This is a genomic window from Salinispora tropica CNB-440 (assembly GCF_000016425.1).
Classification (GTDB): domain Bacteria; phylum Actinomycetota; class Actinomycetes; order Mycobacteriales; family Micromonosporaceae; genus Micromonospora; species Micromonospora tropica.
On the sequence record NC_009380.1, the window covers coordinates 4,734,956 to 4,757,137 of the forward strand.

The 22,182-nt window shown below is 68.5% G+C and carries 24 protein-coding genes and 3 pseudogenes; 20 read left to right on the forward strand and 7 right to left on the reverse strand.

Annotated features, from left to right (window positions below):
- Positions 1-72: 72 nt before the first annotated feature.
- On the forward strand, positions 73-525 hold the full coding sequence (locus STROP_RS21005) for a hypothetical protein (protein ID WP_018830706.1): 453 nt from the start codon (positions 73-75) through the stop codon (positions 523-525).
- A 193-nt stretch (positions 526-718) separates the two neighbouring features.
- Here the strand turns inward: STROP_RS21005 and STROP_RS21010 are convergent, their stop codons facing one another.
- The 3 genes from STROP_RS21010 to STROP_RS26230 form a co-directional block, all read right to left on the reverse strand.
- Positions 719-1,969 carry an MFS transporter gene (locus tag STROP_RS21010; protein WP_012015359.1) on the reverse strand — a complete coding sequence of 417 codons (1,251 nt, stop codon included), beginning with the start codon at positions 1,967-1,969 and terminating at the stop codon, positions 719-721.
- 452 nt (positions 1,970-2,421) lie between these two features.
- Positions 2,422-2,646, reverse strand: a complete 225-nt coding sequence (locus STROP_RS26225) for a response regulator (RefSeq protein ID WP_026275162.1) — start codon at positions 2,644-2,646, stop codon at positions 2,422-2,424.
- The gene (locus STROP_RS26230; RefSeq protein WP_012015361.1) at positions 2,643-2,900 is read right to left on the reverse strand and encodes a response regulator; all 258 of its coding nucleotides are present in this window, start codon (positions 2,898-2,900) and stop codon (positions 2,643-2,645) included. The genes STROP_RS26225 and STROP_RS26230 overlap by 4 nt, the downstream gene beginning before the upstream one ends.
- A gap of 251 nt (positions 2,901-3,151) precedes the next feature.
- Between STROP_RS26230 and STROP_RS26070 the strand changes: the two genes are divergently transcribed.
- The 6 genes and pseudogenes from STROP_RS26070 to STROP_RS21040 all read left to right on the forward strand — a co-directional run bounded on the left by STROP_RS26070 (position 3,152) and on the right by STROP_RS21040 (position 6,702).
- Positions 3,152-3,277: a hypothetical protein gene (locus STROP_RS26070; protein ID WP_274378091.1), complete on the forward strand. Its 126-nt coding sequence runs from the start codon at positions 3,152-3,154 to the stop codon at positions 3,275-3,277.
- Positions 3,274-3,465, forward strand: a complete 192-nt coding sequence (locus tag STROP_RS21020; RefSeq protein ID WP_012015362.1) for a hypothetical protein — start codon at positions 3,274-3,276, stop codon at positions 3,463-3,465. The genes STROP_RS26070 and STROP_RS21020 overlap by 4 nt, the downstream gene beginning before the upstream one ends.
- A gap of 51 nt (positions 3,466-3,516) precedes the next feature.
- On the forward strand, positions 3,517-4,164 hold the full coding sequence (locus tag STROP_RS21025) for an MptD family putative ECF transporter S component (RefSeq protein WP_012015363.1): 648 nt from the start codon (positions 3,517-3,519) through the stop codon (positions 4,162-4,164).
- Entirely contained in the window at positions 4,161-4,493 is a 333-nt protein-coding gene (locus tag STROP_RS21030; RefSeq protein WP_012015364.1) for an MptD family putative ECF transporter S component, read from the forward strand. Before STROP_RS21025 ends, STROP_RS21030 begins: the two co-directional genes overlap by 4 nt.
- Positions 4,471-5,220, forward strand: a complete 750-nt coding sequence (locus tag STROP_RS21035; RefSeq protein ID WP_012015365.1) for an energy-coupling factor transporter transmembrane component T — start codon at positions 4,471-4,473, stop codon at positions 5,218-5,220. Before STROP_RS21030 ends, STROP_RS21035 begins: the two co-directional genes overlap by 23 nt.
- Positions 5,217-6,702 (forward strand): annotated as a pseudogene (locus STROP_RS21040) (ATP-binding cassette domain-containing protein). The gene STROP_RS21035 and the pseudogene STROP_RS21040 overlap by 4 nt, the downstream one beginning before the upstream one ends.
- Before the next feature lie 651 nt (positions 6,703-7,353).
- On the opposite strand, the gene STROP_RS24350 reads toward STROP_RS21040, so the two are convergent.
- The gene (locus tag STROP_RS24350; RefSeq protein ID WP_148217356.1) at positions 7,354-8,187 is read right to left on the reverse strand and encodes a hypothetical protein; all 834 of its coding nucleotides are present in this window, start codon (positions 8,185-8,187) and stop codon (positions 7,354-7,356) included.
- A 433-nt stretch (positions 8,188-8,620) separates the two neighbouring features.
- On the opposite strand from STROP_RS24350, the gene STROP_RS21050 reads away from it, so the two are divergent.
- The 10 genes and pseudogenes from STROP_RS21050 to STROP_RS21090 all read left to right on the forward strand — a co-directional run bounded on the left by STROP_RS21050 (position 8,621) and on the right by STROP_RS21090 (position 15,980).
- Positions 8,621-9,571, forward strand: coding sequence for an adenosine kinase (locus tag STROP_RS21050; protein WP_012015369.1), 951 nt, complete (start codon positions 8,621-8,623; stop codon positions 9,569-9,571).
- A pseudogene (locus tag STROP_RS26400) lies at positions 9,568-9,695 on the forward strand (lycopene cyclase family protein); the annotation flags it as partial. The gene STROP_RS21050 and the pseudogene STROP_RS26400, both read left to right, overlap by 4 nt.
- Positions 9,696-9,742: 47 nt before the next feature.
- Positions 9,743-10,369, forward strand: coding sequence for an MFS transporter (locus tag STROP_RS21055; protein ID WP_274378098.1), 627 nt, complete (start codon positions 9,743-9,745; stop codon positions 10,367-10,369).
- Positions 10,370-10,561: a hypothetical protein gene (locus STROP_RS21060; RefSeq protein WP_018830701.1), complete on the forward strand. Its 192-nt coding sequence runs from the start codon at positions 10,370-10,372 to the stop codon at positions 10,559-10,561. It abuts the gene before it with no gap.
- A gap of 166 nt (positions 10,562-10,727) precedes the next feature.
- The gene (locus STROP_RS21065) at positions 10,728-11,108 is read left to right on the forward strand and encodes a VOC family protein (RefSeq protein ID WP_012015372.1); all 381 of its coding nucleotides are present in this window, start codon (positions 10,728-10,730) and stop codon (positions 11,106-11,108) included.
- Between the two features lie 246 nt (positions 11,109-11,354).
- The gene (locus tag STROP_RS21070) at positions 11,355-12,218 is read left to right on the forward strand and encodes an IS5 family transposase (protein WP_012014157.1); all 864 of its coding nucleotides are present in this window, start codon (positions 11,355-11,357) and stop codon (positions 12,216-12,218) included.
- Between the two features lie 455 nt (positions 12,219-12,673).
- Positions 12,674-13,000 carry a nuclear transport factor 2 family protein gene (locus tag STROP_RS21075; RefSeq protein ID WP_012015374.1) on the forward strand — a complete coding sequence of 109 codons (327 nt, stop codon included), beginning with the start codon at positions 12,674-12,676 and terminating at the stop codon, positions 12,998-13,000.
- A gap of 7 nt (positions 13,001-13,007) precedes the next feature.
- Positions 13,008-13,706 (forward strand): SDR family oxidoreductase, encoded by a 699-nt coding sequence (locus STROP_RS21080; protein WP_028570539.1) that lies wholly within the window; start codon positions 13,008-13,010, stop codon positions 13,704-13,706.
- A gap of 212 nt (positions 13,707-13,918) precedes the next feature.
- Positions 13,919-15,142: a sensor histidine kinase gene (locus tag STROP_RS21085; protein WP_012015376.1), complete on the forward strand. Its 1,224-nt coding sequence runs from the start codon at positions 13,919-13,921 to the stop codon at positions 15,140-15,142.
- A gap of 173 nt (positions 15,143-15,315) precedes the next feature.
- Positions 15,316-15,980, forward strand: a pseudogene (locus tag STROP_RS21090) (response regulator).
- On the opposite strand, the gene STROP_RS25280 reads toward STROP_RS21090, so the two are convergent.
- Positions 15,964-16,116 (reverse strand): hypothetical protein, encoded by a 153-nt coding sequence (locus STROP_RS25280; protein WP_155244319.1) that lies wholly within the window; start codon positions 16,114-16,116, stop codon positions 15,964-15,966. The pseudogene STROP_RS21090 and the gene STROP_RS25280 sit on opposite strands and share 17 nt — an antisense overlap.
- Positions 16,117-16,128: 12 nt before the next feature.
- Here STROP_RS25280 and STROP_RS21095 point away from each other — a divergent pair, with 12 nt between their 5' ends.
- Both STROP_RS21095 and STROP_RS21100 read left to right on the forward strand, forming a co-directional pair.
- Positions 16,129-16,905: an ABC transporter ATP-binding protein gene (locus tag STROP_RS21095; RefSeq protein ID WP_012015377.1), complete on the forward strand. Its 777-nt coding sequence runs from the start codon at positions 16,129-16,131 to the stop codon at positions 16,903-16,905.
- A gap of 5 nt (positions 16,906-16,910) precedes the next feature.
- The gene (locus tag STROP_RS21100) at positions 16,911-19,397 is read left to right on the forward strand and encodes an FtsX-like permease family protein (RefSeq protein WP_012015378.1); all 2,487 of its coding nucleotides are present in this window, start codon (positions 16,911-16,913) and stop codon (positions 19,395-19,397) included.
- 218 nt (positions 19,398-19,615) lie between these two features.
- Here STROP_RS21100 and STROP_RS21105 read toward each other — a convergent pair whose 3' ends face one another.
- Together STROP_RS21105 and STROP_RS21110 are read right to left on the reverse strand one after the other, a co-directional pair.
- Positions 19,616-20,200, reverse strand: coding sequence for a hypothetical protein (locus STROP_RS21105; protein WP_012015379.1), 585 nt, complete (start codon positions 20,198-20,200; stop codon positions 19,616-19,618).
- Between the two features lie 531 nt (positions 20,201-20,731).
- The gene (locus tag STROP_RS21110; RefSeq protein WP_043535522.1) at positions 20,732-21,343 is read right to left on the reverse strand and encodes a TetR/AcrR family transcriptional regulator; all 612 of its coding nucleotides are present in this window, start codon (positions 21,341-21,343) and stop codon (positions 20,732-20,734) included.
- A 21-nt stretch (positions 21,344-21,364) separates the two neighbouring features.
- Between STROP_RS21110 and STROP_RS21115 the strand changes: the two genes are divergently transcribed.
- Positions 21,365-22,138 (forward strand): alpha/beta fold hydrolase, encoded by a 774-nt coding sequence (locus STROP_RS21115; protein ID WP_012015381.1) that lies wholly within the window; start codon positions 21,365-21,367, stop codon positions 22,136-22,138.
- The last annotated feature ends 44 nt before the right edge of the window (positions 22,139-22,182 follow it).

The window sequence follows — 22,182 nt, forward strand, 5'->3', positions numbered from 1 at the left end:
GTTCTCGCGATCGCTAAAAAGGTGCGCACTATTGCATGTATTGTCGAGACGAAGCGATCTCAGGAGGATCAGATGGGCACCGGCACCACGCACCCGACCCACGCCGACGAGCACCGCCACACCCACGGACCGGAGTGCGGGCATCCCAGCGTGCAGCACCTCGGGCACGTCGACTTCCTGCACGACGGGCACCTGCACCATGCCCACGACGGGCACTACGACGAGTGCAGCATCGAAGGCCACCGCCCCGCCGAGCAGCACGAACACCGCCACGGCGACGGATGCGGGCACGTCGCGGTCACCCACGACGGACACACCGACTACCTCCACGACGGGCACGTGCACCAGGAACACGACGACCACTACGACGAGTGCGCCACCGGCGTGCACGTGATCGCCGAGGAGCACGACCACGTCCACGGAGACGGCTGCGGTCACTCGCCGGTGCCGCACGGCGACCACCTCGACTACATCCACCACGGCCACCGGCACGCGGCACACGCCGGCCACTACGACGAGCACTGAGCCCGTTCCTAGGTGGTCGTCGTGGAGGAGTCCGCTGAGTCGATCATGTAGACGGATGCGCAGACGCGCGAGGTCGGCGGGCTCGGTGGCCGGGCCATCCTCGCAGGGTGCGAACCATTGTTCGCTCTTCTTCGAGGTGAAGACGGACATGGAGTGGTACGGCGTCGCCAGGAGACCGGTTCAGAAGACCGGTTCAGGCGGCTGGCTCACGGGCCGCAGTCCGGGCTACCTCCTCCGCCTCGCGCAGGGCACGGGTCGTGACCCGGGAGGCGAAAACGATCGCCGCTACGGTCAGTCCGACGCCGCAGACGACGAAGGTGGTCTCCGGGCCCAGCCAACGCCCCAGTCCGCCGCCGAGGAGCGCCCCGACCGGCACCGCGCCGAGCACGATCAGACGGTAGCCGGCGGTTACCCGGCCGAGGACCCCGTCGGGGACGGCAGCCTGCCGGAGCGTGCTGACCACGATCTGGTTCAAGGCCGTGGCGACCGCGGCGAGGAACATGGCCACCTCGGAGAGGACGATGCTGCCGCTGAGACCGAGGACGACATAGCTGGCGGCGGGCACGAGTGCGGCGAGCCAGGTCACCGGTCCCCCGCCGATGGCCGGCACCACTCGCGCGGCGATCAGCGAGCCGAGCACGGCTCCCACGGCCGGGACGGCGATGAACAGGCCGTACCACGACGCCGGCACGCCCAAGGGACCGGTCGCCAGGAGGACGAGCAGACCGCCGGTGGCGGACGAGAACAGATTGATCGAACCAGAGATGAAGGCCACCCGCCGCATCAGCCGGTGGTTCCAGAAGTACGACCAGCCTTCCCTGATGCTGCGCACAACCTCGCCCGGCGTGTGCTTGTCACCGCTCGAGTCGCTCGCGGTCGGCATCATCCGTGGCAGCATGATGGCTGCCAGCGCGGCGAGTGCGAAGAATCCCGCTGTGGAGGAGAACACCATGACCGCCGACATCGCGAACAGAGCGGCACCCGCGGTGGGTCCGACAAAGTTGTTGATGGCCGACTGAGTGGCGAAGAGCCATCCGTTCGCCCGCTCGAGGTCACTGCGCTGCACCAGGCGCGGCGGCACCGTGAGTGCCGCGTTGTCCACGAGCGTCTCTGCCGTGCCGGCGAGGAACACCGCGATGTAGAGAACTGCGATGCTGCGTACATCGGCCACGAGCGTCAGGACGAGCAGTCCGAATCCCACCGCGCGGACCAGATTTCCCGCCACCATGATGAGGCGCCGATCGATGCGGTCGGCGAGAGCTCCCGCTGGCAGAGTGAAGAGGAGCCATGGCAGGAACTGCGCCACGGTCATCCCCGCGACCAGCAGCGGGTCGCGGGTCATCGTGACGGCGAGGAGGGGCACGGCGGCCAGTACCAGACCATCACCAAGATTCGACAGGCCCTGCGACCACCAAAGCTTGGCGAAATTTCGACCCAACGTCATATCCGATTTCCTGCCATCCTCAACTCGCAATTCATATGTGTATCGATGTCATGACACCAAGAGATTCAGCGCTCGCCGCACCCTGCGGCCCTGAGGCACACGGCGCCTGGCGGTCTTCAGGCCGGTTGCCGTTTCCGATGCACGAGATCAGCGGACTCGGGACGCTGTGCGCCGACTCCGCTGAGCGTCCCCTGACGCGTTCGTCGTACGGCATCTGATCCCGCTCGAAGGCGAGGGCAATGTCCTGCCGCTCGCCCGACAACTGCTTCCTCCCGGAGCGGGACGCCCCAGCGCATTCGACTCGCTCACGCCGGAGTGCCAACACTCGGTCGCCTTCCAGCTCGACAGGGACTCCCGCAACCAGTACCACCAAGCAGCCTGAGCTGATCTTCAAAACCCCAGTTCACCACCGTCGAACGTCGTTGGGCACGGTACAGGGATCCCGGGAACCGTCAGCAGGCCAGCGGCCTGATCAGCGCCGGCTGCGGCTTCGGGGGGACGGTCAGCTTCTTGAGCGACCGTGCGGTGATCGACAGGCTGATCGGGCTGTCACCGGCCATCGCGGCGCGGACGGCCTCGATGAGCAGGGTCGACTCCGAACGCTTGAGCAGGAACCCCGAGGCGCCGTAGCGCAGCGCCGGGTACACGTACTCGTCGAGGTCGAAGGTCGTGATCACAACCACGCGTACCTGATCGGGTGAGCCCGGCCCGCTAAGCCGGCGGTGACCTCACGACCGTCCGTTTTCGGCACCCGAATGTCGACCAGCAGCACGTCCGGGCGCAACTGGCCGGCGAGATCGAGCGCGGCTACCCCGTCGGCGGCCTCGCCCACGACCTCCATGTCCGCCTGGCTCTCCAGGATGCGCCGCACGCCCCGCCGGACCACGTCCTGATCATGGGCGATCAGCACCCGTATCGTCACGGGCGCCATGGTGGCACACGGCCGGCGCCCGCAACGAGCCATATATTTCCGACGGTCCGGTCATTTTCGCCCGGCCGCTGCTGCGCTTTCGCGCATGCCACTGACCCAACTCGCCATGCCCACTGATCGACATCAACGTCCGCCACAGGCAGACCAACGAACGCAAGCCGAGCACGTTTCACCTACTGCCGTAGCAGTGCTAGAACATGATCCCACCCAGTATATGATAATCATTATCAACTACGGGTGAGGGGAGTACGATGCGTCAGGGGCAGGACGGAGCAGCGACGGCTCAGGCAGCGGAGGAGTCGTTCATCACGCCGGTGCGCGGCAGTCTCTCCGGAATCATCGCGTTGAGCGTGCTCGGAGCGAGGTCAGCGGGGTGATCCCGTTCATCGCGATCATCGAGCTCGCAGGCACGCTCCTGCCCGCGCTCTCCGGCGGCGTTGTCGACGCCGGGCGGGTCTGGGTGATCGTGGTGGTGGCACTGTTCGTGAGCTTCGGGGCCGCGTTCCTGTCGGGGTTGGAGACCTACGCCCATCACCGGACCGAACGCGTCGAGGCCGCCAGCTGACAGCTCGCCCCACACGCCTGACCAACCCGCCTCCCAGAAACGGAACCTCCCATGACTGATGAGACCCTGCGTACGTCCACTGCGGCGGCGCCGCCGACGACCAGGCGAGCGTTCGGCGTCCGGTTCTCTGCCCGCGACCTGGTGAACGTCGCGATCTTCGCCGTCATCTACTTCGTAGTCGTGTTCGTCGTCGCGATGTTGGGCATCATCAGTCCCCTGGTGATGCTGCTGACCCTGCCACTGTCGACCATCGCGGCAGGCGTCCCGTACATGCTCTTTCTCACCCGCGTGCGTTCTGCGGGTATGGTCACGCTCTTCGGAGTCGTCATCGCCCTGCTCTACCTGATGATGGGACACCCGTGGCAGAGCACGGTCGTCACGATCGTGATGTCGGTGCTCGCGGAGCTGGTGCTACAGGCCGGCAGGTACCGGTCGAAGTGGGCGACGATCTGGACCTACGTCGTATTCTCGGGGTGGTTCGTAGGTCCCTGGATCCCGTTCTTCCTCGACCCGGTGGCCTACCTGCGGTCGTCCGCGAGCCAGGCTTTGGGTGAGGCGTACGTGAAGGACTTCGCGCAGGTGGTAACCATTCCGGCCGTGACCATCATGATCGCCGCCGCCCTGGTCTGCGGGTTCCTCGGCGCGCTCCTGGGCACCTCGCTGCTGCGTAAGCACTTCCAGAAGGCTGGCCTCGCATGAGCATCAACACCCGAACCAGTATCCCGCCGCGCCCCAAGCTACCCGCGCGGTTCAGCGCCCGGGACCTGCTCAACACGGCGATGTTCGCCGTCATCCTCATCGTCGTCACCTCCACGACCGGGATGCTCGGCATCGTCGCACCCTTGGTGTGGTTGTGCACCGTGCTACTGCAGGCGCTGGTCAGCGGGGTTCCCGTCATGTTGCTTACGCTCCTTACCCTGTCGGTGCTCGGAGTCGTGGCACTCATCATCCTCGTCGCCGGGTCGGGGGGCGGACTGATCGGCTCCGCGATCCTTCGGAAGTACGTTGTCCGCGCCGGCCTTGCCTGAGCTTCGGGCCCGCACACTGGATGCGCAGCGACAGTGGGGGGTGGATCCGCGAGTGAAGATTCTCTTGGTGCTGGCCTGCAGCATCGCTGTGATGAGCCCCGGCGGACTGCGCTTTGTACCCGTGGTGCTCATCCTTGCCATCGGTATGGCAGTGTCGGAGCGGGCGTGGCCCCGCGCGCTCGGGCTGCCGGCGACCGTGACCGTCATGTGGGTGTTGGGTTGGCTGCTCCCGCTATGGTGGCCGAACGCGTTCACCGCCATCATCGCACTCGCGTGTACCTATCTGATCCGCTTCGTCGCGACGATCGGCGTCGGAATGCACCTGGTCGCGACGACCTCCCCGATGCAGCTCGCCGCCGCGTTCCGGGCCTGGCGCATCCCGCGCCCCATCACGGTGACCCTCGCCGTCATGCTTCGTTTCTTCCCCGTCGTGAGCTCCGAGGCGGCCTCGGTACTGGACGCTATGCGGCTGCGAGGGCTCGCCGGAACGAAAGGACTCCTGCGCCGCCCCGTGCTCGCCCTCGAGCGATTCACCGTCCCGATGATCGCCGCGAGTCTGCGCGCCAGCGAGGACCTCTCCGCCTCCGCCATCCTCCGCGGACTCGGCTCCCACCGCACACCCACCGCCATGCACCCGCCGCGCTTCGGACCGGCTGATCTCATCCTTGTCACTATCAGCGCTTTGCTCACCACGGCTGCCCTGATCCTTCCCTCCCCGCTGGCATGATTCGCATCGACCACGTCACCTGGACCTATCCGCACGCCGAACAGCCGAGTCTGCGCAACCTCAACCTGCGCATCAACCCAGGCGAGTTCGTGATCCTCTGCGGCGCGTCAGGGTCCGGCAAGTCCACCGCACTCCGGCTCATGAACGGCCTCATCCCCCACTTCCACGAGGATGGCGTCCTCACCGGAACCGTCACTGTCGACGGGCTGGTCACGACCAATGCAGAGCTGGACGCTATCGGCCTCGTTACCGGCACCGTGCTGCAGCATCCGAAGCGCCAGTTCTTCACCGACACCGCCCCGGAGGAGGTGGCCTTCGCGATGGAGAACTTCGGCTTCTCACCGGAGGAGATCCGGCGCCGCGTCGTGAAGACGGTCGAGGATCTCTCCGTGGGGGTACTGGTCGAACAACGCCTGCGGGATCTCTCCGGCGGTCAGCAGCAACAGGTCGCGATCGCCGCTGCGATCGCCCACCGCCCCAGCATCCTCCTGCTGGATGAACCCAGCTCGAACCTCTCGTCCGATGCGGTGCAGCGCCTCACCGCCACACTCGCCAGCCTGAAGGCGCAAGGGGTGACCATCGTGATCGCCGAACACCGACTGCGCTACCTGGATGACCTCGTCGACCGAGTCATCGTGATGCGCGACGGCGCGATCGACGTCGAGTGGCCCGCGGTACAACTCCGTGCCGTGCCGGATGATGAGCTCGCCCGCGAGGGACTCCGTGGGGTCGTGAGCACGGTCGATCTGCCGGCTTTGCCAGCCTCGGGCGCTAGCATCGTCGCAGGAGTCGACGCATCGGATGTCCCGGGCGCCGAGCTCGAACTGGAGGCGATCCGCTGTCACCTCGGCGGGCGCGTCGTGCTCGACATCGACCGCGTCGCCTTCGCCGACGGCTCGGTTACCGCGATCCGCGGAGTCAACGGTGCAGGGAAGTCCACTTTCGCCCGAATCGTCACCGGCCTGCAACGCAGCACCGGCACCGTCGTCCTCGATGGGAAGGCGATGAGCCCGCGGGCGCGCCAGCGTGCGAGCGCGATCGTCATGCAGGACGTCCAGCGGCAGCTTTTCACCGACAGCGTCAGAGCCGAAATCCACCTCGCCGGCACCGACGCCCCCGAGGCTGCTGATACGGACGCGGTCCTCGATGCCCTAGACCTCGCGCACCTCGCCGAACGGCATCCCCTGTCGCTCTCCGGTGGCCAACAACAGCGCCTCGTCGTGGCCGCCGTCCGAGTGGCCGGCCGACGCATCGTCGTGTTCGACGAGCCCAGCTCCGGCGTGGACCGCCACCACCTGCGGTCCATCGCTGACCAGATCCGCCGCCTCGCTGCCAACGGCGCCATCGTCCTACTCATCAGCCACGACGACGACCTGCTCGCGCTCGCCGCAGACCGGCAGCTCACTCTGGCCCCACCGCTGAGCTCGCCGCGGAAGCCGTCATGGCGCTCACGGAGAACCGACCGTTGAGAAAGCCCGATGACGACACCCAACCGGTGCACCGCACTCAGAACAACGAGACCACGCCCGGCGATCGGGTTGGGCGTGTCGCAACCGTGCCCTCGACGCAGAACTCACGCCAACCACACCGCCCGATCAAGGCCGACCACAGCCAGCTCAAACACCGATTCAGACCAACACGCCGGCGACATTCCGACCCCACCGCGCCCCACGATCGTCACCGGAGACGCCTTCGTGCATAAGCGCCACCGCAGACACTACGACCTGACCCACCGACACCCCAGTCACAACTCGGATGGCCGCAGCGCTCACCGAGCTCACCCCAAGCGATCTGACCAGTGCCCGCTGACAGGGCTCGACGTGCCCACCGAACCGCAATACAACAGCGCCCAGCAGGTTCGGGTATGTATGTCCAGCGCGGCTGGGTCACGACAGCAGGGTGGCCATGGTGGCCAGGGCGGTACTCACGCGTCCAGCCGGGACAACAGCCGGACCAGCGCGGACGACACCGCCCGGTCCGGCCAGGACAGATTCGGCTTACACGGCGACCATCGCCTATGCGACCCATACGCATCGCACAAAGCGTGCTGAGCGTGCCCTCGGGAATCCGGCATCCACGGGTCCACTAACACGCTCAGTCGAATATCGGCCTCATCGGCTACTCCTGGTATCGTCACCCCCTTGGGGTGATTTCTTGTTGAATGTACTGCATGATGACGTAATCGCGGAATTCATCCGGAGTGAGTGAAGGTTCGGCCGCCGTGACAAGAGCTTGATTGCTGGCGCTCGTGAACATCAAGGAGAGCGACCCCGAAGGCGGCGAAGGGATTATTAGTCCCCACTTGAACCACTCTTCGGGAAAGGCGATGAGGCGCTCGTTCGAGCGTTCGGCAAGCCTCCAGCCTGAGTAGGGGTAGGCCACAAGGCGCCCGTCCGCTCCCCAGGTGTAGCCCCACTCCTGTGGGTAGGCGATAGCCCGCTCGTCCGGCCCTTCCTTGACTCTCCAGCCTGAGCGGGGGTAGGCGACAAGACGCCCGTCCCCTCCCCAGGTGTAGCCCGACTCCTGTGGGTAGGCGATAGCCCGCTCGTCCGGCCCTTCCTTGACTCTCCAGCCTGAGCGGGGGTAGGCGACAAGACGCCCGTCCCCTCCCCAGGTGTAGCCCGACTCCTGTGGGTAGGCGATAGCCCGCTCGTCCGGCCCTTCCTTGACTCTCCAGCCTGAGCGGGGGTAGGCGACAAGACGCCCGTCCCCTCCCCACGTGTAACCCCACTCCTGAGGGAAGGCCACCTCGACGCCGTCCGGCCCTTCCTTGACCCGCCAGCCTGTTTCCGGATAGAAGCCAGTAGTGAAACCAGAATAGTTCACGTCCAAGTTCAGTATCAATCCGTCGACCGCGTTGGCCCGCGCAGGTAGCGCTCCGAAGGCAAGACCGAGAAGGGTCACAACGATCGTTAGCCCGACCCCTTTCCGCAATTGATGCAACCACATTCTGTTACTGGATACCACGGAAGCACTCCTCAGGTTCAGATCAGGCAGGTACGACACCCCCCGTGTAAGATTTCGGCGATCATGACAGTAAATGAGCGATGTCATCTCCGTCAATAGCATCGCATGTTTAACCGTTGCGCTGGTCACGAGTTGCTGGGCGGGATTTCGACTGTTTCCGACCTTGATCGGTGCTGTGTTCCACCACGCTGGGCCGGTGTGCCGCCAGCCGGGCCACCCATGCGACACGAGCCTCGACCCCGACGTCCCGCGCCGGGGCATGCTCGTCCTCACCCCGGCGACCTCGGGTTCTCCACGCGCTCCGTCGATCTCGTCGACAAGGTCAGCGGCGAAGCGCTGACCTGGTCCCAAACGCTCCCCGTCCACCTGGACCATGGGTGGAACGTCGCCGCCATCTACACCAGCCCCGCACCACTTCCCCTGAGGAGCACCTGTGAGCACTGAGATCGACGTCCTTGTCCTGGGCGGCGCCGGCGTGGACACCATCGTCTACGCACCGCAGCTGCCCCTTCCGTTCGCCGACAGCTACATGGTGCCGACGATCACGACCCGCGCGGGGCAGACCGGCGACTTCGTGGCGGTGGCGGTCCACGCCCTGGGCCTGCGTACCCACCACATCGACATGATCGGCGACGACCACGAGGGCGACTTGGTCCGCGCCCTGCACGCCGAGCGGGGCATTCCACTCACCGTCGTTCCGCTGCGGGCCGGTACCCGCCGTGCGGTCAACCTCGTCGCCCCCGACGGACGGCGGCTGTCCCTGTACGACAGCAGCCGATCCGAGGCGGGGGACCGGCTCCCCGTGGAGATGGTCACCGCCTTCGCCGCGGCGAGCCGGCACGCCCACGTCTCGATCACCTATCCGTGCGCCTTCGCCCTCCCCATGCTGCGCGCGGCGGGCGTGACCATCTCCACGGACCTGCACAACTGGGACGGCAAGGAGCCCTACCACGAGGACTTCGCCTACGCGGCCGACCTCGTCTTCGTGTCGTCGGCCGCACTGGCCGACCCCGAGCAGACGATGCGGCGCATCGTCGAACGCGGCCGGGCCCGCACGGTCGTCGCCACCGCCGGAGCCGAGGGGGCGTACCTACTGGTCGACGGCGAGTTCAGCCATGTTCCGGCGGTCGATCCGACGGCGCAGGTGGTGGACTCCAACGGTGCGGGCGACGCCTTCGCCGCAGGCTTCCTACTCGGCTGGCTCGCAGGGGAGCCGGCGCGGCGGTGCGCCCTGTACGGCGCGATCTCCGGGGCCTACGCCTGCACCGTGGCGGCGATGAGCGTCGATTCCATCGACCGGGGCGCGCTGCTCGCCCGTGCGGCGGAACTGGACCCGACCGCGGGTCGAGCCGCCGCTGGTGACGGCACCCGGGAGTGGAGGTGACGGGCACGTCGGCTGCCACCGGCTACGACATCGTCATCCTCGGGACGGGGTGGCGGGCTGCGTGCTGGCGAGCCGGTTGAGCGAGGATCCCGACCGGTCCGTCTGCCTGGTGGAGGCCGGTCCGGACTACGACGCGCGGCCCAACGCCGGGAGAAGGCAGCATGAGGCGGTCTGACCCCGACGCAGCTCGGCGTCGGCATGGCGATCGCGGGGACGGTCGGGTTCGCCATGACCGTGCCGATCGGACGGTTCGCGGACCGGTACGGACCCCGGAACGTGCTGCTGGCGAACTGTCTCCGGCCGGCGGCCGGCTACCTAGCCGATCTCGGGGTACACGGCTTCACGCTGTTTGTCGTGGTCGCGTCGCTCCTTTTCGTCATGGACCGGGCGGGCCAACCACTCAACCAGACACTCGTGGGGCGCCTCATCGTCGGTGCCGAACGCAACCGGACTATGGGATTCATCCACGCGCTCCGCAACGTCGGGTTCACGGTGGGCTTCTCGCTGGCAGGAATCGCCCTGGCCACCGGTTCGGTCACCGCGTTCCGGTGGCTGTTCATCGGCAACGCACTCAGCTTCGTCCTGACCTTCGGGCTCCGGTGCCTGCTGCCCTCGGTGCGGTTGTCGGTCACTGTGGCGGCCGAGGGCGGAGCTCCCGCGCCTCCCGTGGTGGCACCGATGCGCAATCGGCCGTTCGTTCTGGTGACCGCCGCGAACGGGGTGCTCTTCCTGCACGACGTGATCCTCATCATGGTGCTGCCGTTGTGGGTAGCCAACCACACCAGCGCTCCTATATAGATGATCATCATCCTGGTTGCCACGAACACCATCGTTACGGTGCTCGGTCAGGTGCGCCTCACCCGGCACGTGACCACGCTGGCGTCGACTGCCCGGGCCACCATGGTCTCGGCCGTGTTGCTCGCGGCGGCGTGCCTGACGTTCGCACTGAGCGGTCAGGCCACAGCAGTAGCCGGGCAGTCGCCGCCTTGATGGTCGCCCTGCTCCTGCTCACTGGGACGGAGCTGCTGCATTCGGCCTCGGCGCCCCCGGCGGAGCCCGCAGCGGCGGGCACCACCTGAGCCGGCCCGTCACCGCGGGACGGCAAGAAACCGATGACCGCACCGCTTACGGTGCAACCGAAACGGAAGGACACGTTATGAGCACTTTCTCGTTCGACGGACTGCACCACGTTCAGCTCGCCATCCCGGCTGGTGCGGAGGACCTGTGCCGTCAGTTCTGGGGCGACGTGCTGGGCATGACCGAGCTTGAGAAGCCGCCTGTGCTGGCTGCCCGCGGTGGCTGCTGGTTCCGCGGCGGGGGCCTCGAGGTGCACCTGGGCGTGGAGGAAGATTTCCGGCCGGCCCGCAAGGCACACCCCGGCATCCAGGTGACCTCGCTGAACGGACTGGCCCAGCGACTGACTGAGGGCGGCCACGAGGTGATCTGGGACGACAACTTCCCCGGCCACCGGCGCTTCTACGCCTTCGACAAGCTCGGCAACCGGCTGGAGTTCCTCGAGCCGGCGCCAACGTCCTGACCACCCGCAGCCGGACACGCTCTGACTGGACGTTTGCTTCATCTTCGGGCCGGTAATGGCCGATTCGCGCCTCGACCTCGGTAGCGCGAAATGCCCGACCCGACCTAGAAAGAAAACATATCGGTGGACATAGGCCTACCCGGTTTCAACGCATATCGCCCCGGGATCGTGTCTGGTTCACTTTCATCCCGCACTGACGGACATGACGTCCGCCAGGTCGAGGCCCCGACACCGTACGCCTGCTTCATGACCGAACGGCGCCCCTACCCGTCCGACCTGTCCGACGCCCGCTGGGCCCTGATCGCACCCCGCCTAACCGCCTGGCGGCAAGCCCGCACCGACGCCGGCGTCAGCGGACGTACCCCCACCCACGACCTGCGCGACATCTTCAACGCCATCCTCTACATCAACCGCACCGGCATCGCCTGGCGCTACCTACCCCACGACTTCCCGCCCTACCGCACCGTCTACGGCTACTTCGCCGCCTGGAGCAAAGAAGGCATCTTCACCGAACTCAACTACCAGCTCACCGGCCTCGTCCGCGACCACCACGGCCGCACCACCGAACCCACCGCATCCATCATGGACAGCCAGAGCGTGAAGACCTCCACCAACGTCCCACTATCCACACAGGGCACCGACGCCGGAAAGAAAGTCGTCGGCCGCAAACGCGGCATCCTCACCGACACCCTCGGCCTCCTCCTCGCCGTCACCGTCACCGCCGCAAGCGCCAGCGACAACACCATCGGCATCAACCTGCTCAACCAGGCCACCACCACCCACCCCACCCTCACCAAAACCTGGGTCGACGCCGGCTTCAAAAACCGCGTCGTCGAACACGGCGCCGCACTCGGCGTCGACGTCGAGACCGTCACCAAAGACCCCCAGGCCAAAGGCTTCAGCGTGGTCAAACGGCGATGGGTCGTCGAACGCACCATCGGCTGGCTCATGCACCACCGCCGACTCGTCCGCGACTACGAAGCACGACCCGACAACTCCGCCAGCATGATCACCATCGCCATGATCGACAACCTCGCCAAACGCCTCACCACCGAAACCACCCCAACCTGGCGAGAACCCCTACAACCCCAACACACACAAAATACGTGAATCAGACGTCCTCTGAGGAGTTGGCATGGTCGAACCATCCGGGGCAGCACCTGCCCTAAGCGTCGCGGACCTTATCGTGACACAGGGACGGCACGGTGGGGGACGCCTGCTCGTGCCGGGCCTGACCCTGTAGGTCGCCGCTGGCGAGATTGTGGGGTGTGGTGCGAGGACAGGACCTCGGCCACGGTCCTGCTCGATGTGTTCGCCGGCATCAGTGTCGTCCAGGCGGAGCGGGAGATGCCTGGCCGGCCGATGCCGGTTACGATCATGGACGCCGTTGGCACCGGCCGGGCCTGCTCTCGGTACTTCCTCCGCGACCACCCACCCGAACACCCGATGTCCCGGCGTTCCCCTGGGCCTAACCAAGGCCACCTGGGTTGTTGGCGGACTTCCTCTGGAAGCATCTCGCGCGTCCGTGAGGAAGAACAGACGCAGCAACGGAAACGGTAATCAATATGAACGAGCCCAGCACGATCGTCGAACGTCAGCTTGACGCCTACAACACCCATAACCTCGAAGCCTTTGTCAACACCTACGCGCCCGACGTGAGGATCGACCGGCGCGACGGATCGCAGATCACCGGTCGGGAAGCCCTCCGTGACGCGTACGCCGATCAATTCGCCAAAGGACGATGCCGCGCGGAGATTACGGCCCGAATGACGGAAGGTGACTGGGTGATCGACCATGAGATGGCGCACGGGCTGGCCGATGAGCCTATCCGTGTGCTGGTGGCATACCGGGTGCGGACCGGCCTCATCGACCGCGTCCACTTCTTCGGCTGACGGAGTCCTGATGAGCAGATATGTAGTTACCGGGGCCACCGGCGGCATCGGCGGAGCCGTCGCGGAACTGCTGCATGAGGAAGGGCATCAACTGGTCTTGGTGGGTAGCCACCGCGGGCGTCTCGACGCAGCGGCCGGGCGATTGGGTGGATGCGAGACCCTTGTTCTCGATTTGCTGGACGTGGCGGGCATCGCCGCTCGCGGATCCGCCCTGGCCGCCGGAGACAGCCCCATCGATGGCCTCGTGCACAGCGCGGGTCTGGCCCAGCTGGGCGCCATCGCCGACTCTGAGGCCGAAAGTTGGATGCAGCAGTACAAAGTCAACGTGGCAGGCCCGGCTGAGCTCACCCGTTGTCTGTTGCCTGCGCTCCGGGCTGCTCGCGGCCAGGTGATCTTCGTCAACTCCGGTCAGGGCCTACGCACCAGCCCCGGGTGGGGCGCATATTCCGCGAGCAAACACGCGGCCCGCGCGCTCGCGCAGGCGTTGCGCGCGGAGGAGGGCCCGCACGGGATTCGCGTGACGAGCGTCTACCCCGGCAGGACAGCCACCGAGATGCAGCAGGCCATACGTCGACAGGAGGGTGCCCAGTACGTGGCGCACACGTACATTCAGCCGCGCAGCGTGGCCCGGACCGTGCTGGCGGCGCTCATGTCGCCCCGTGACATGGAGGTCACCGACGTGTCCGTGGCCGTTCCTGGCGCATGACGTGAGACAACAGCCCATCGCGGGGTTCCCACCCACCTTGGGCAAGCCCTGTCCGCGTCTCTGGGAGACGGCCGGGGCGGACGACTGTCGGACGGTCGTCATAGCCGGGGATCGCCTGGTCAGGCCCCCGCCGCTCCATCTCGTTCCGCTAAAGGGCAGTTCGTCGCGGATCTGCGGGTAGGTATCGAAGTGCCGGATACCCCGTACCCTGAATGATCGTGGACCGCGTGATCCTCGGCCGCCCGCTGCGCAGCGTCGCCTTCGACGTCGCCGTCTCCGGGTTGGTGGCGCTGTTGGCGGTCACCTGGATCGCGATGGCGCCGGGTGGCTGGAAGGCCACCTTGGTCGGGATCATGATGGCGCTGGCCCTGTTGTTTCGGCGGACCCACCCGTCGTCCGTAGCGGCGGCGGTGGCCGCGCTCGCGCTGGTGCAGGTGGTGGTCGGCTGGGGGCCGCTGCCCTACGACGTCGGGGTGTTGATTGCCCTCTACAGCGTGGTCAAGTACGCCGACCGGCTCCGCTACGGCATCGTCGCCGGGCTGGTCGCTGCCGTCGGTGTGGTGCTGGCCACTCTCCAGGTGCGACCGGCGCCTTGGTGGTCGAGCGCGCTCTGGCTCGGGTCGGTCACCGGGACGGTCTGGCTGGTCGGGTTGAACGTGCGGACCCGCCGGCTGTACGTGCTGAGCCTGGAGGAACGGGCCACGACGCTGGAACGGGAGCGGGAGGCTGAGGCCCGGGCCGCAGTGGCCGAGGAGCGCACCCGGATCGCCCGGGAGCTACACGACGTGGTCGCGCACACCATGGCCGTGATGATCGTGCAGGCGGACGGGGTGCGGTTCACCATCGACCGGGACCCAGCCATCGCCCGAGAGGCGGCCAAGGTGGTGGCGGACACCGGGCGGCAGGCGCTGGAGGAGATGCGCCGGCTGGTTAACGTCCTGCGGGAGCCGAGCCGGCCGGAGCCGGCGGACGCGGCCGGGCCCGACGGCGTTCTCTCCGCCGAGCCGGCGCACCACCGGCCGGCACTGGTCGGGCTACCCGACCTGCTGGACCGCTTCCGCGCTGCCGGTTTGGCGGTCACCTGCGCCGCGTCGGGCGAGCCGACGTCCCTGCCACCGGGTCTGGAGCTGACCGTTTACCGGGTGGTGCAGGAGTCGCTGACCAACGCGCTCAAGCACGCCGGGGTAGGCGCGTCCGTCGAGCTGGTTGTCGACTGGTCCCCGGCCGCAGTCGTGGTCCGGGCCGTGGACGACGGGCACGGCCGGCCGGTGGTCCGTCCGGCGCCGTCGGGCGGGCACGGCCTGGTCGGCATGCGCGAGCGGGTGGGAGTGTACGACGGGAGCCTCACCGCCGGCCCCACATCCGCCGGTGGATGGCGGGTCGAGGCGCGGCTGCCGCTACCGTCGGCACCCGGCGCGGAGGAGGTTCTGACGTGAGCGCGAGGAGCGAGCCGGGCCTGCGAGCCCCGCAGCCGCGAACTGAGGTGGTGACGTGAGCGCGAGGAGCGAGCCGGGCCTGCGAGCCCCGCAGCCGCGAACTGAGGTGGTGACGTGAGCGCGAGGAGCGAGCCGGGCCTGCGAGCCCCGCAGCCGCGAACTGAGGTGGTGACGTGGCCGTCCGGGTGATGATCGTCGACGACCAGGCGCTGGTGCGGGCCGGCTTCCGCATGGTGCTCGACTCGCAGCCCGATCTTCAGGTGGTCGGCGAGGCGATCGACGGCGCGGACGCGCTGCGCGTGCTGGACCGGGTCGGGGCCGACGTGGTGGTGATGGACCTCGGATGCCCACCATGGACGGGGTGGAGGCGACCCGGCGGATCGTCGCCCGGCCCGCCGACCGCCGGCCCCGGGTACTGGTGCTCACCACATTCGACACCGAGGCGGACGCGTTCGCCGCGCTGCGAGCGGGGGCCAGCGGCTTCCTGCTGAAGAACGTGCCGCCGGAGGAGCTGCTGGCCGCGATCCGGGTGGTCGCCGAGGGCGACTCGGTGGTGGCCCCGTCGATCACCCGGCGGCTGCTCGACCAGTTCGCCGGCCAACTCGGCCCCAGCCCGGCCGAGGACCCGCGGCTCGCCCAGCTCACCGAGCGGGAACGCGAGGTGCTGCTGCTGGTCGCCCAAGGCTTGTCCAACGCCGAGATCGCCGCCCGGGTGCACGTGGCAGAGGCGACCGTCAAGACCCACGTCGGGAAGATCCTGGCCAAGTTGCAGCTCCGTGACCGGGTCCAGGCCGTGGTGCTGGCGTACGAGAGCGGACTGGTCACGCCCGGCGGATGAGCCGGCGTACGACCTGAGTCGTACGGGTCCACCCGGCGGGGGCGACCCGGGGCGTACCAGGATCGAGCATGCAGGTGGAGATCGACAGGGCGGTGACGCGCATAGCGTCGGAGGCGTCCGACGAACGTCTCCACACCGGGAGCACCACGTGTCCGTCGCACCCACGACCACCGGCGTCACGGTCACCGCCCAAGCGCTGCGTAAGGAGTACGGCTCCGGCCAGTCCCGGGTCGTCGCCCTCGACAGCGTCGACCTCGACCTCGCCGCAGGCCGGTTCACCGCCATCATGGGCCCCTCCGGCTCCGGCAAGTCCACCCTGCTGCACTGCCTCGCCGGCCTCGACCGGCCCACCTCCGGCACCGTGCGGATCGGCGACGCCGACCTCGCCCGGCTCGATGACCGCCGGCTGACCCTGCTCCGGCGGGACCGGATCGGCTTCGTCTTCCAGAAGTTCAACCTGCTGCCCACCCTCACCGCCGAGGAGAACATCGTGCTGCCGCAGGCGATCGCCGGCCGGCGGCCCGATCCGGACTGGCTACAGCAGGTGGTGACCGCGGTCGGCCTGACCGACCGCCTCGGGCACCGCCCCGCCGAGCTGTCCGGGGGCCAGCAGCAGCGGGTCGCCGTGGCCCGGGCACTGGTCACCCGCCCTTGGGTGATCTTCGCCGACGAGCCCACCGGCAACCTCGACTCCCGCTCCGGCGCGGAGGTGCTGCGGCTGCTCCGCAACGCGGTCGACACCCTCGGCCAGACCGTGGTCATGGTGACCCACGACCCGGTGGCCGCCGCACACGCCGACCGGGTGGTCTTCCTCGCCGACGGCCGGCTGGCCGACGAACTGCGTACGCCGACCGCCGCGCGGGTCCTCGACGCGCTCACCCGCCTCGACCCGGCCGGCGCCGGCGCGCCGTCCGTGCAGCGGTGAGCGGCATGCTGCGTCTGGCCCTGCGCGAGGTCCGCGCCGACGGGCGGCGGCTGCTGCTCTCCTCGCTGGCGGTCGTCCTCGGGGTCGCCTTCGTCGCCGGCACCCTGATCTTCACCGACGGCATGCGGGCCGGGGCGTACGCCCGTGCTGGCGCCTTCGACCAGCACACGGACCTGGCCGCTTACGCCGGGACGAAGCCGCTGGCGCCGAGCGTGGTCGAGCGGGTACGCACGGTCGACGGGGTGGCCGCCGCCGACGGGGAACTGACCGGGACCGCCGGGGTGGTCGGCTCCGAAGGGCGGCCGGTGCTCGGTTTCACCGTGCTGGCTGCCATCCCCACCGACCCGGCCCTGCAGTCCTACGACGTGGTGGCGGGGCGGCTGCCCCGGCAGCCGGGTGAGGTGGTGCTCGACGACGCCACCGTCGCCGACCAGGGTTTCACCCTCGGCGCCCCGGTGCGGATCGGCGGGTCCGCCGGCCCTTCCCGCCCGTTCACACTGGTCGGCACCGTCGACGTGGCCGGCACGACGCGGGACGTCGGTGGTCCCTACGTCGGGCTGGCCGGCGCGGACGCCCTCGCCGTGACCGGGGAGCGCGGGTACGACCGGATCATGGTGGCCACCCGGCCCGGCGCGGACCGCCAGGCGCTGGCCGACCGGATCCGCACGGCCGCCGGACCGGGCGTGACGGTCAAGGACCGGCAGGCGATCCTCGACGACGACGTCGCGCGCGCCGTCCGCAGCCTGCGGCAGTTCGAGTTGCTCCTGATGGCCTTCGCCGCGGTGGCGGTGGTGGTGGCCGGGTTCGTGATCGCCAACACCTTCGCCATCGTGCTCGCCCAGCGGACCCGGCGAACCGCCCTGCTGCGGCTGGTCGGGGCCACCCGAGGCCAGGTCTTCCGGGCCGCCCTGGCGGAGGCGGCGTTGACCGGGCTGCTGGCCTCGGCAGCGGGTGTGCTGGCCGGAGTCGGGTTGGCTGCGGGGCTCGGCGCGTTGCTGTCGGCAGTGACGGAGGATGCGCCGGTCGCCGACGGAATTATCGTCACCGCCCGTACGGTGCTGCTCTGCCTCGGTCTCGGCACTCTGCTGACGGTGGTGGCCGCCGCGCTGCCCGCCTGGCAGGGCACCCGGGTCGCCCCGGTGGCCGCGCTCACCGACGCGGCCGTGCAGCCCGCCCGGCGGGCCGGCCGGGTCCAGCTGGCCGCAGGGGCGCTGGTCGGCGCCGCCGGAGTGGCCGCGCTGGCCGGCACCGGTGAGACCGGTCTGGTTCCGCAGGTGGCCGTAGGCGGGGTGCTGGCCTTCCTGGGCATCGTGTTACTCGGCCCGGTGCTGGTGCCGGCCCTGATCCGGCTGCTCAGCTGGCCGGCCCGCCGACTGTTCGGGGCCACCGCCGGGCTGGCGGTGGCGAACGCCGTGCGCAACCCCCGCCGGATCGCCGCCACCACCACCGCCATGGTGATCGGGATCAGCCTGGTGTCGGCGTTTGTCGTTGGCGCCGCCAGCGCCAAGGTCGGAATCGAACGCGCGGTGGACGCGCGGGTCGGGGTCGACTTCGTGGTCCACGGGGTCGGCGGCGAACTGCCCCCGCCACTGGCCGGGGAACTGGCCGCCCGTCCGGAGCTGGGCGTGGTGCACGAGCACCGCAGCCACGTCGTCGACGGGGTCGAGCTGCGGGCCGCCCACCCAGCGCTGGTCCACCGGACGCTGACTGCCGTGGACGCCGGGGATCCTGCCGGCCTGGGCCCGGGATCTGTGCTGGTGCACCGCGAGCTGGCCGCAGCCAGGGGCTGGACGGTCGGCTCGACGGCCACCCTGGCCGGACGACCGTTCCGAGTCGCGGCGGTGGTCACCGACAAGGACTCCACCATGGCCGGCAGTCCGGTCTTGGCCGGACACGTGGTCGACGTCGCCGCCGCCGACTTCGCCCGCCTCTTCCCGACCGAGCGGGGCTACCTTGCCGAGGTGGATCCCGCTGCCGGCGTCTCCCCGGCCGCCGCCCGGGCGGCCATCGAGTCGGTGCTGGCGAACTACCCGACGGTCAACCTGGCGGACCGGGACGCCCACAAGAGGATGCTCACCAGGACCGTGGATGTCGTACTGGTCTTCGTCACCGCGCTGCTTGGTCTGGCCGTGGTGATCGCACTAGTGGGCGTGGCCAACACGCTCAGCCTGTCGGTGGTCGAACGCACCCGGGAGAACGCCGTGCTGCGGGCGGTGGGCCTGACCCGGGGCGGGATGCGGGCGGTGCTCGCGGTCGAGGCGGCGCTCACCGCGCAGGTCGGCACCCTGCTCGGCATCGCGCTCGGCACTGGGGTGGCCGCCAGCGCAATGGCCGTGGTGGCCCGGCTCGGTGGTCACTTCACCCTGGTTCTGCCGTGGGGGCGGCTCGGCCTGGTCGTCGCGGTGGCAGTGCTCGCCGCACTGGCCGCCTCCCTACAACCTGCCCGCCGCGCGCTGGCCTCACCAGTGGTGGAGGCGCTCGGCGCGGAGTGACCGGCTCCGCCACCGCCCAATCTATCGACGTAGGTTAATTACCGGAGTTTGCGGGCCTCGGACCTGCGTGGACGCGGGGACGCGGTGGACTGGAGCAGTTGCGGCCGGACCCCCAGTCGCGGCCGGACGCCAGACATGGCTGTTGGCCGGCACCCGAACCGGGTGCCGGCCAACAACGTGTTCCCCTTTGCGGGTCAGATATGTGGTGGTGTGCTGGGTCAGCTGGTCCAGTGTTCGGCCACGAGGTCGGCGGCCTGGGTCTCCCACTGGGCGTAGTGGAACGGGTACGCCGACACCTGTACCGTCTGCGCGGCCTCGGTCAACGGCATCTCCTGCCAACCCTCAACCTGCTTGAGCCCGTTGAGGAACGCGGTGGTGGAGTAGGCGGGGTCGGTGATCTGCTCGACCGTGCCCCAGCCGGAGGACGGGCGCTGCTGGAACAGGCCCTGCGAGTCGTGGTCGTTGCGGTCACCCAGGTGACCCAGGTTCTCCAGCTTCGACTCCTGCAAGCTGGTCGCGATCGCCACGACGGCGGCCCGCTCGTCCATCCCGGCGGCCTTCGTGGCCTCGATGATGGCCTTCACGTTCCCGGTCTGCTCATCACCGAGAGTGATCCGTGACTGCTCGCCCTGGGTGCCGTGCGGGATCAGGGTGTCCAGGTCCGGCTTCGCGACCTGCACCGCCGCGGCCGAAGCCGAGGCCGGGGTGCTGTCGGTGTAGGTGGCCAGGGGACCGGCGACGACACCGGTGGACAGGGCCAGACCAGCGATACCCAGGACGCTACGACGCAGAATCGTGTTCATCAGGTGTGCTCCATTCGGGGGTCGACACCCACACACATCCCGAAAAGGGGGTCGGGAGCGGGGTGCAAGCACCGTCCGGCGCTCAACAGAACAAACGGAAGAAGATCCTCAGACGACCGCGACCCTGGACGGGCTCACACGACGCCGGGTCCAGATGTAACGACCGGCCGGCCCCCATCATTCCCGGGGCACACGCACGGGCGACACCCGCCGGAGCGGGGCGCTTCCTCGGCCGTACGCAGGGTGTAACGCCCCGACGCCCGCCGAGATTCCACCACCACCACGCCCCCACCACACCCTAAATGGGCATCAACCGGGCACGCGGCTCTCAACGCCCGAAGGTGGCACGTCTGGTGGGTTGGCGCGTTCCCGGATCTGGCGCGCCTGTTGTCCGACTCAGCCCGGGGAATTCCCGGGCGAACGCGCCGGGTCGACCTCGGTGGTACCGCCCGCTGCGGCGGGGAGGGCGGCGCCGTGTGCGTGTGGTGCCGTGGGTGGGGTTAAGGCTTGGCGTGGCCGTGCGTGGCCTGGTCACGCTTTCTTGCCGGGCTTGCCGACAGCTAGGGCGGTGTCGATGAGGGTGGTGGCGGCGGTGCGGGCATGCTGGATGGGGTCGGGGGTGCCGGTGATGGCGGCGGTGGTTTGTGCCCCTTCGGCGAGGACGGCGAGTTGGTCGGCGAGGGCTGCGGGTGCGCCCGTGGCGGCGACGATGCCGGCCAAGCGTTGCTGAAACTGGACTTTCTGGTCGCGGACGAGGGCGGCGATGTGGGGTGTGGTGCCGCCGAGTTCGCTGAAAGCGTTGACGAAGATGCAGCCTCGGAAGCCGTCTTCGGTGGACCAGCGGGCGAGCATGTCGTAGATGGCCAGGAGTTGTCCGCGGGGCGTGCCCCCTCCGGCGGCGACAGCGTCGTCGACCCAGGTGTTCCAGATCTGACGACGGCGGTGCAGGACGGCTTCGACGAGGGTCTCCTTGGAGGGGAACAGCTGGTAGAGGCGCCTGAGGGAGACACCGGACTCGTCGCGGAGGACGTCCATACCCACGGCGTGGATACCGCGGTGGTAGTAGAGCCGGTCGGCCGTACCCAGGACGTGCTCGCGGATCTGCTCGACCTGTTGAGTCCGGTTTCGGCTGGTAGTGGGCATGGTGTCCTCCTGTGCCGGTCGATGTGGCGACAGTCATACGGCGTCGACTGGCACCGGAAACGCTGGTTCTCTAACGTACTCCCCAGGATTGTGAGAACGCTCGTTCTAACCGCCCTCCTTCAGGCCGGCTACCGGGTGATCACCTACGACCGGCGAGGGTTCGGCCAGTCCAGCCAACCCACCGTCGGCTACGACTACGACACCTTCGCCGCCGACCTGAACACCGTCCTGGAAACCCTCGACCTCACCGACGTGGTACTGGTCGGCTTCTCCATGGGCAGCGGCGAAGTCGCCCGGTACCTGTCCCACTACGGCTCCGCCCGCGTCGCCAAGGCCGCGTTCCTCGCCTCACTGCAACCGTTCCTGCTCCAGACCGACGACAACCCCACCGGAGTACCCGAGGACGTCTTCGACGGCATCTCCACCGCGGTCACCGCCGACCGCTACGCCTACTTCACCGACTTCTACCGCGACTTCTACAACACTGACGACACCCTCGGCACCCGCCTGTCCGAAGAAGCACTACGCAACAGCTGGAACATCGCCGCCGGAGCATCCTGGTACGCCTCCAGCGCCGCCGTTCCCACCTGGATCACCGACTTCCGCACCGACATCCCCAAGATCGACGTACCCAGCCTGATCCTGCACGGCACCGCCGACAACATCCTGCCCATCGACGCCACCGCCCGCGAATTCCACAAACGGCTACCCGAGGCCGACTACATCGAGATCGACGGCGCCCCCACGGCCTGCTCGGGACCCCGTACTGCCGAGAATCCTGCCGCCGGCAGCTAGCTAGCGTGCTGGATGTTGCATCCTGCATGCGGGTGTACGAGGGA

Coding starts and splice junctions, on each gene's coding strand:
- STROP_RS21005 (WP_018830706.1), top strand. CDS start 73: ATGGGCACCGGCACCACGCACCCGACCCACGCCGACGAGCACCGCCAC.
- STROP_RS26230 (WP_012015361.1), bottom strand. CDS start 2,900: ATGGCGCCCGTGACGATACGGGTGCTGATCGCCCATGATCAGGACGTG.
- STROP_RS21065 (WP_012015372.1), top strand. CDS start 10,728: ATGAGCACTTTCTCGTTCGACGGACTGCACCACGTTCAGCTCGCCATC.
- STROP_RS21100 (WP_012015378.1), top strand. CDS start 16,911: ATGCTGCGTCTGGCCCTGCGCGAGGTCCGCGCCGACGGGCGGCGGCTG.
- STROP_RS21110 (WP_043535522.1), bottom strand. CDS start 21,343: ATGCCCACTACCAGCCGAAACCGGACTCAACAGGTCGAGCAGATCCGC.
- STROP_RS21115 (WP_012015381.1), top strand. CDS start 21,365: ATGTGGCGACAGTCATACGGCGTCGACTGGCACCGGAAACGCTGGTTC.
- STROP_RS21085 (WP_012015376.1), top strand. CDS start 13,919: ATGATCGTGGACCGCGTGATCCTCGGCCGCCCGCTGCGCAGCGTCGCC.
- STROP_RS21030 (WP_012015364.1), top strand. CDS start 4,161: ATGAGCATCAACACCCGAACCAGTATCCCGCCGCGCCCCAAGCTACCC.
- STROP_RS21010 (WP_012015359.1), bottom strand. CDS start 1,969: ATGACGTTGGGTCGAAATTTCGCCAAGCTTTGGTGGTCGCAGGGCCTG.
- STROP_RS21105 (WP_012015379.1), bottom strand. CDS start 20,200: ATGAACACGATTCTGCGTCGTAGCGTCCTGGGTATCGCTGGTCTGGCC.
- STROP_RS21070 (WP_012014157.1), top strand. CDS start 11,355: ATGACCGAACGGCGCCCCTACCCGTCCGACCTGTCCGACGCCCGCTGG.
- STROP_RS26070 (WP_274378091.1), top strand. CDS start 3,152: ATGCGTCAGGGGCAGGACGGAGCAGCGACGGCTCAGGCAGCGGAGGAG.
- STROP_RS21025 (WP_012015363.1), top strand. CDS start 3,517: ATGACTGATGAGACCCTGCGTACGTCCACTGCGGCGGCGCCGCCGACG.
- STROP_RS21060 (WP_018830701.1), top strand. CDS start 10,370: ATGATCATCATCCTGGTTGCCACGAACACCATCGTTACGGTGCTCGGT.
- STROP_RS21075 (WP_012015374.1), top strand. CDS start 12,674: ATGAACGAGCCCAGCACGATCGTCGAACGTCAGCTTGACGCCTACAAC.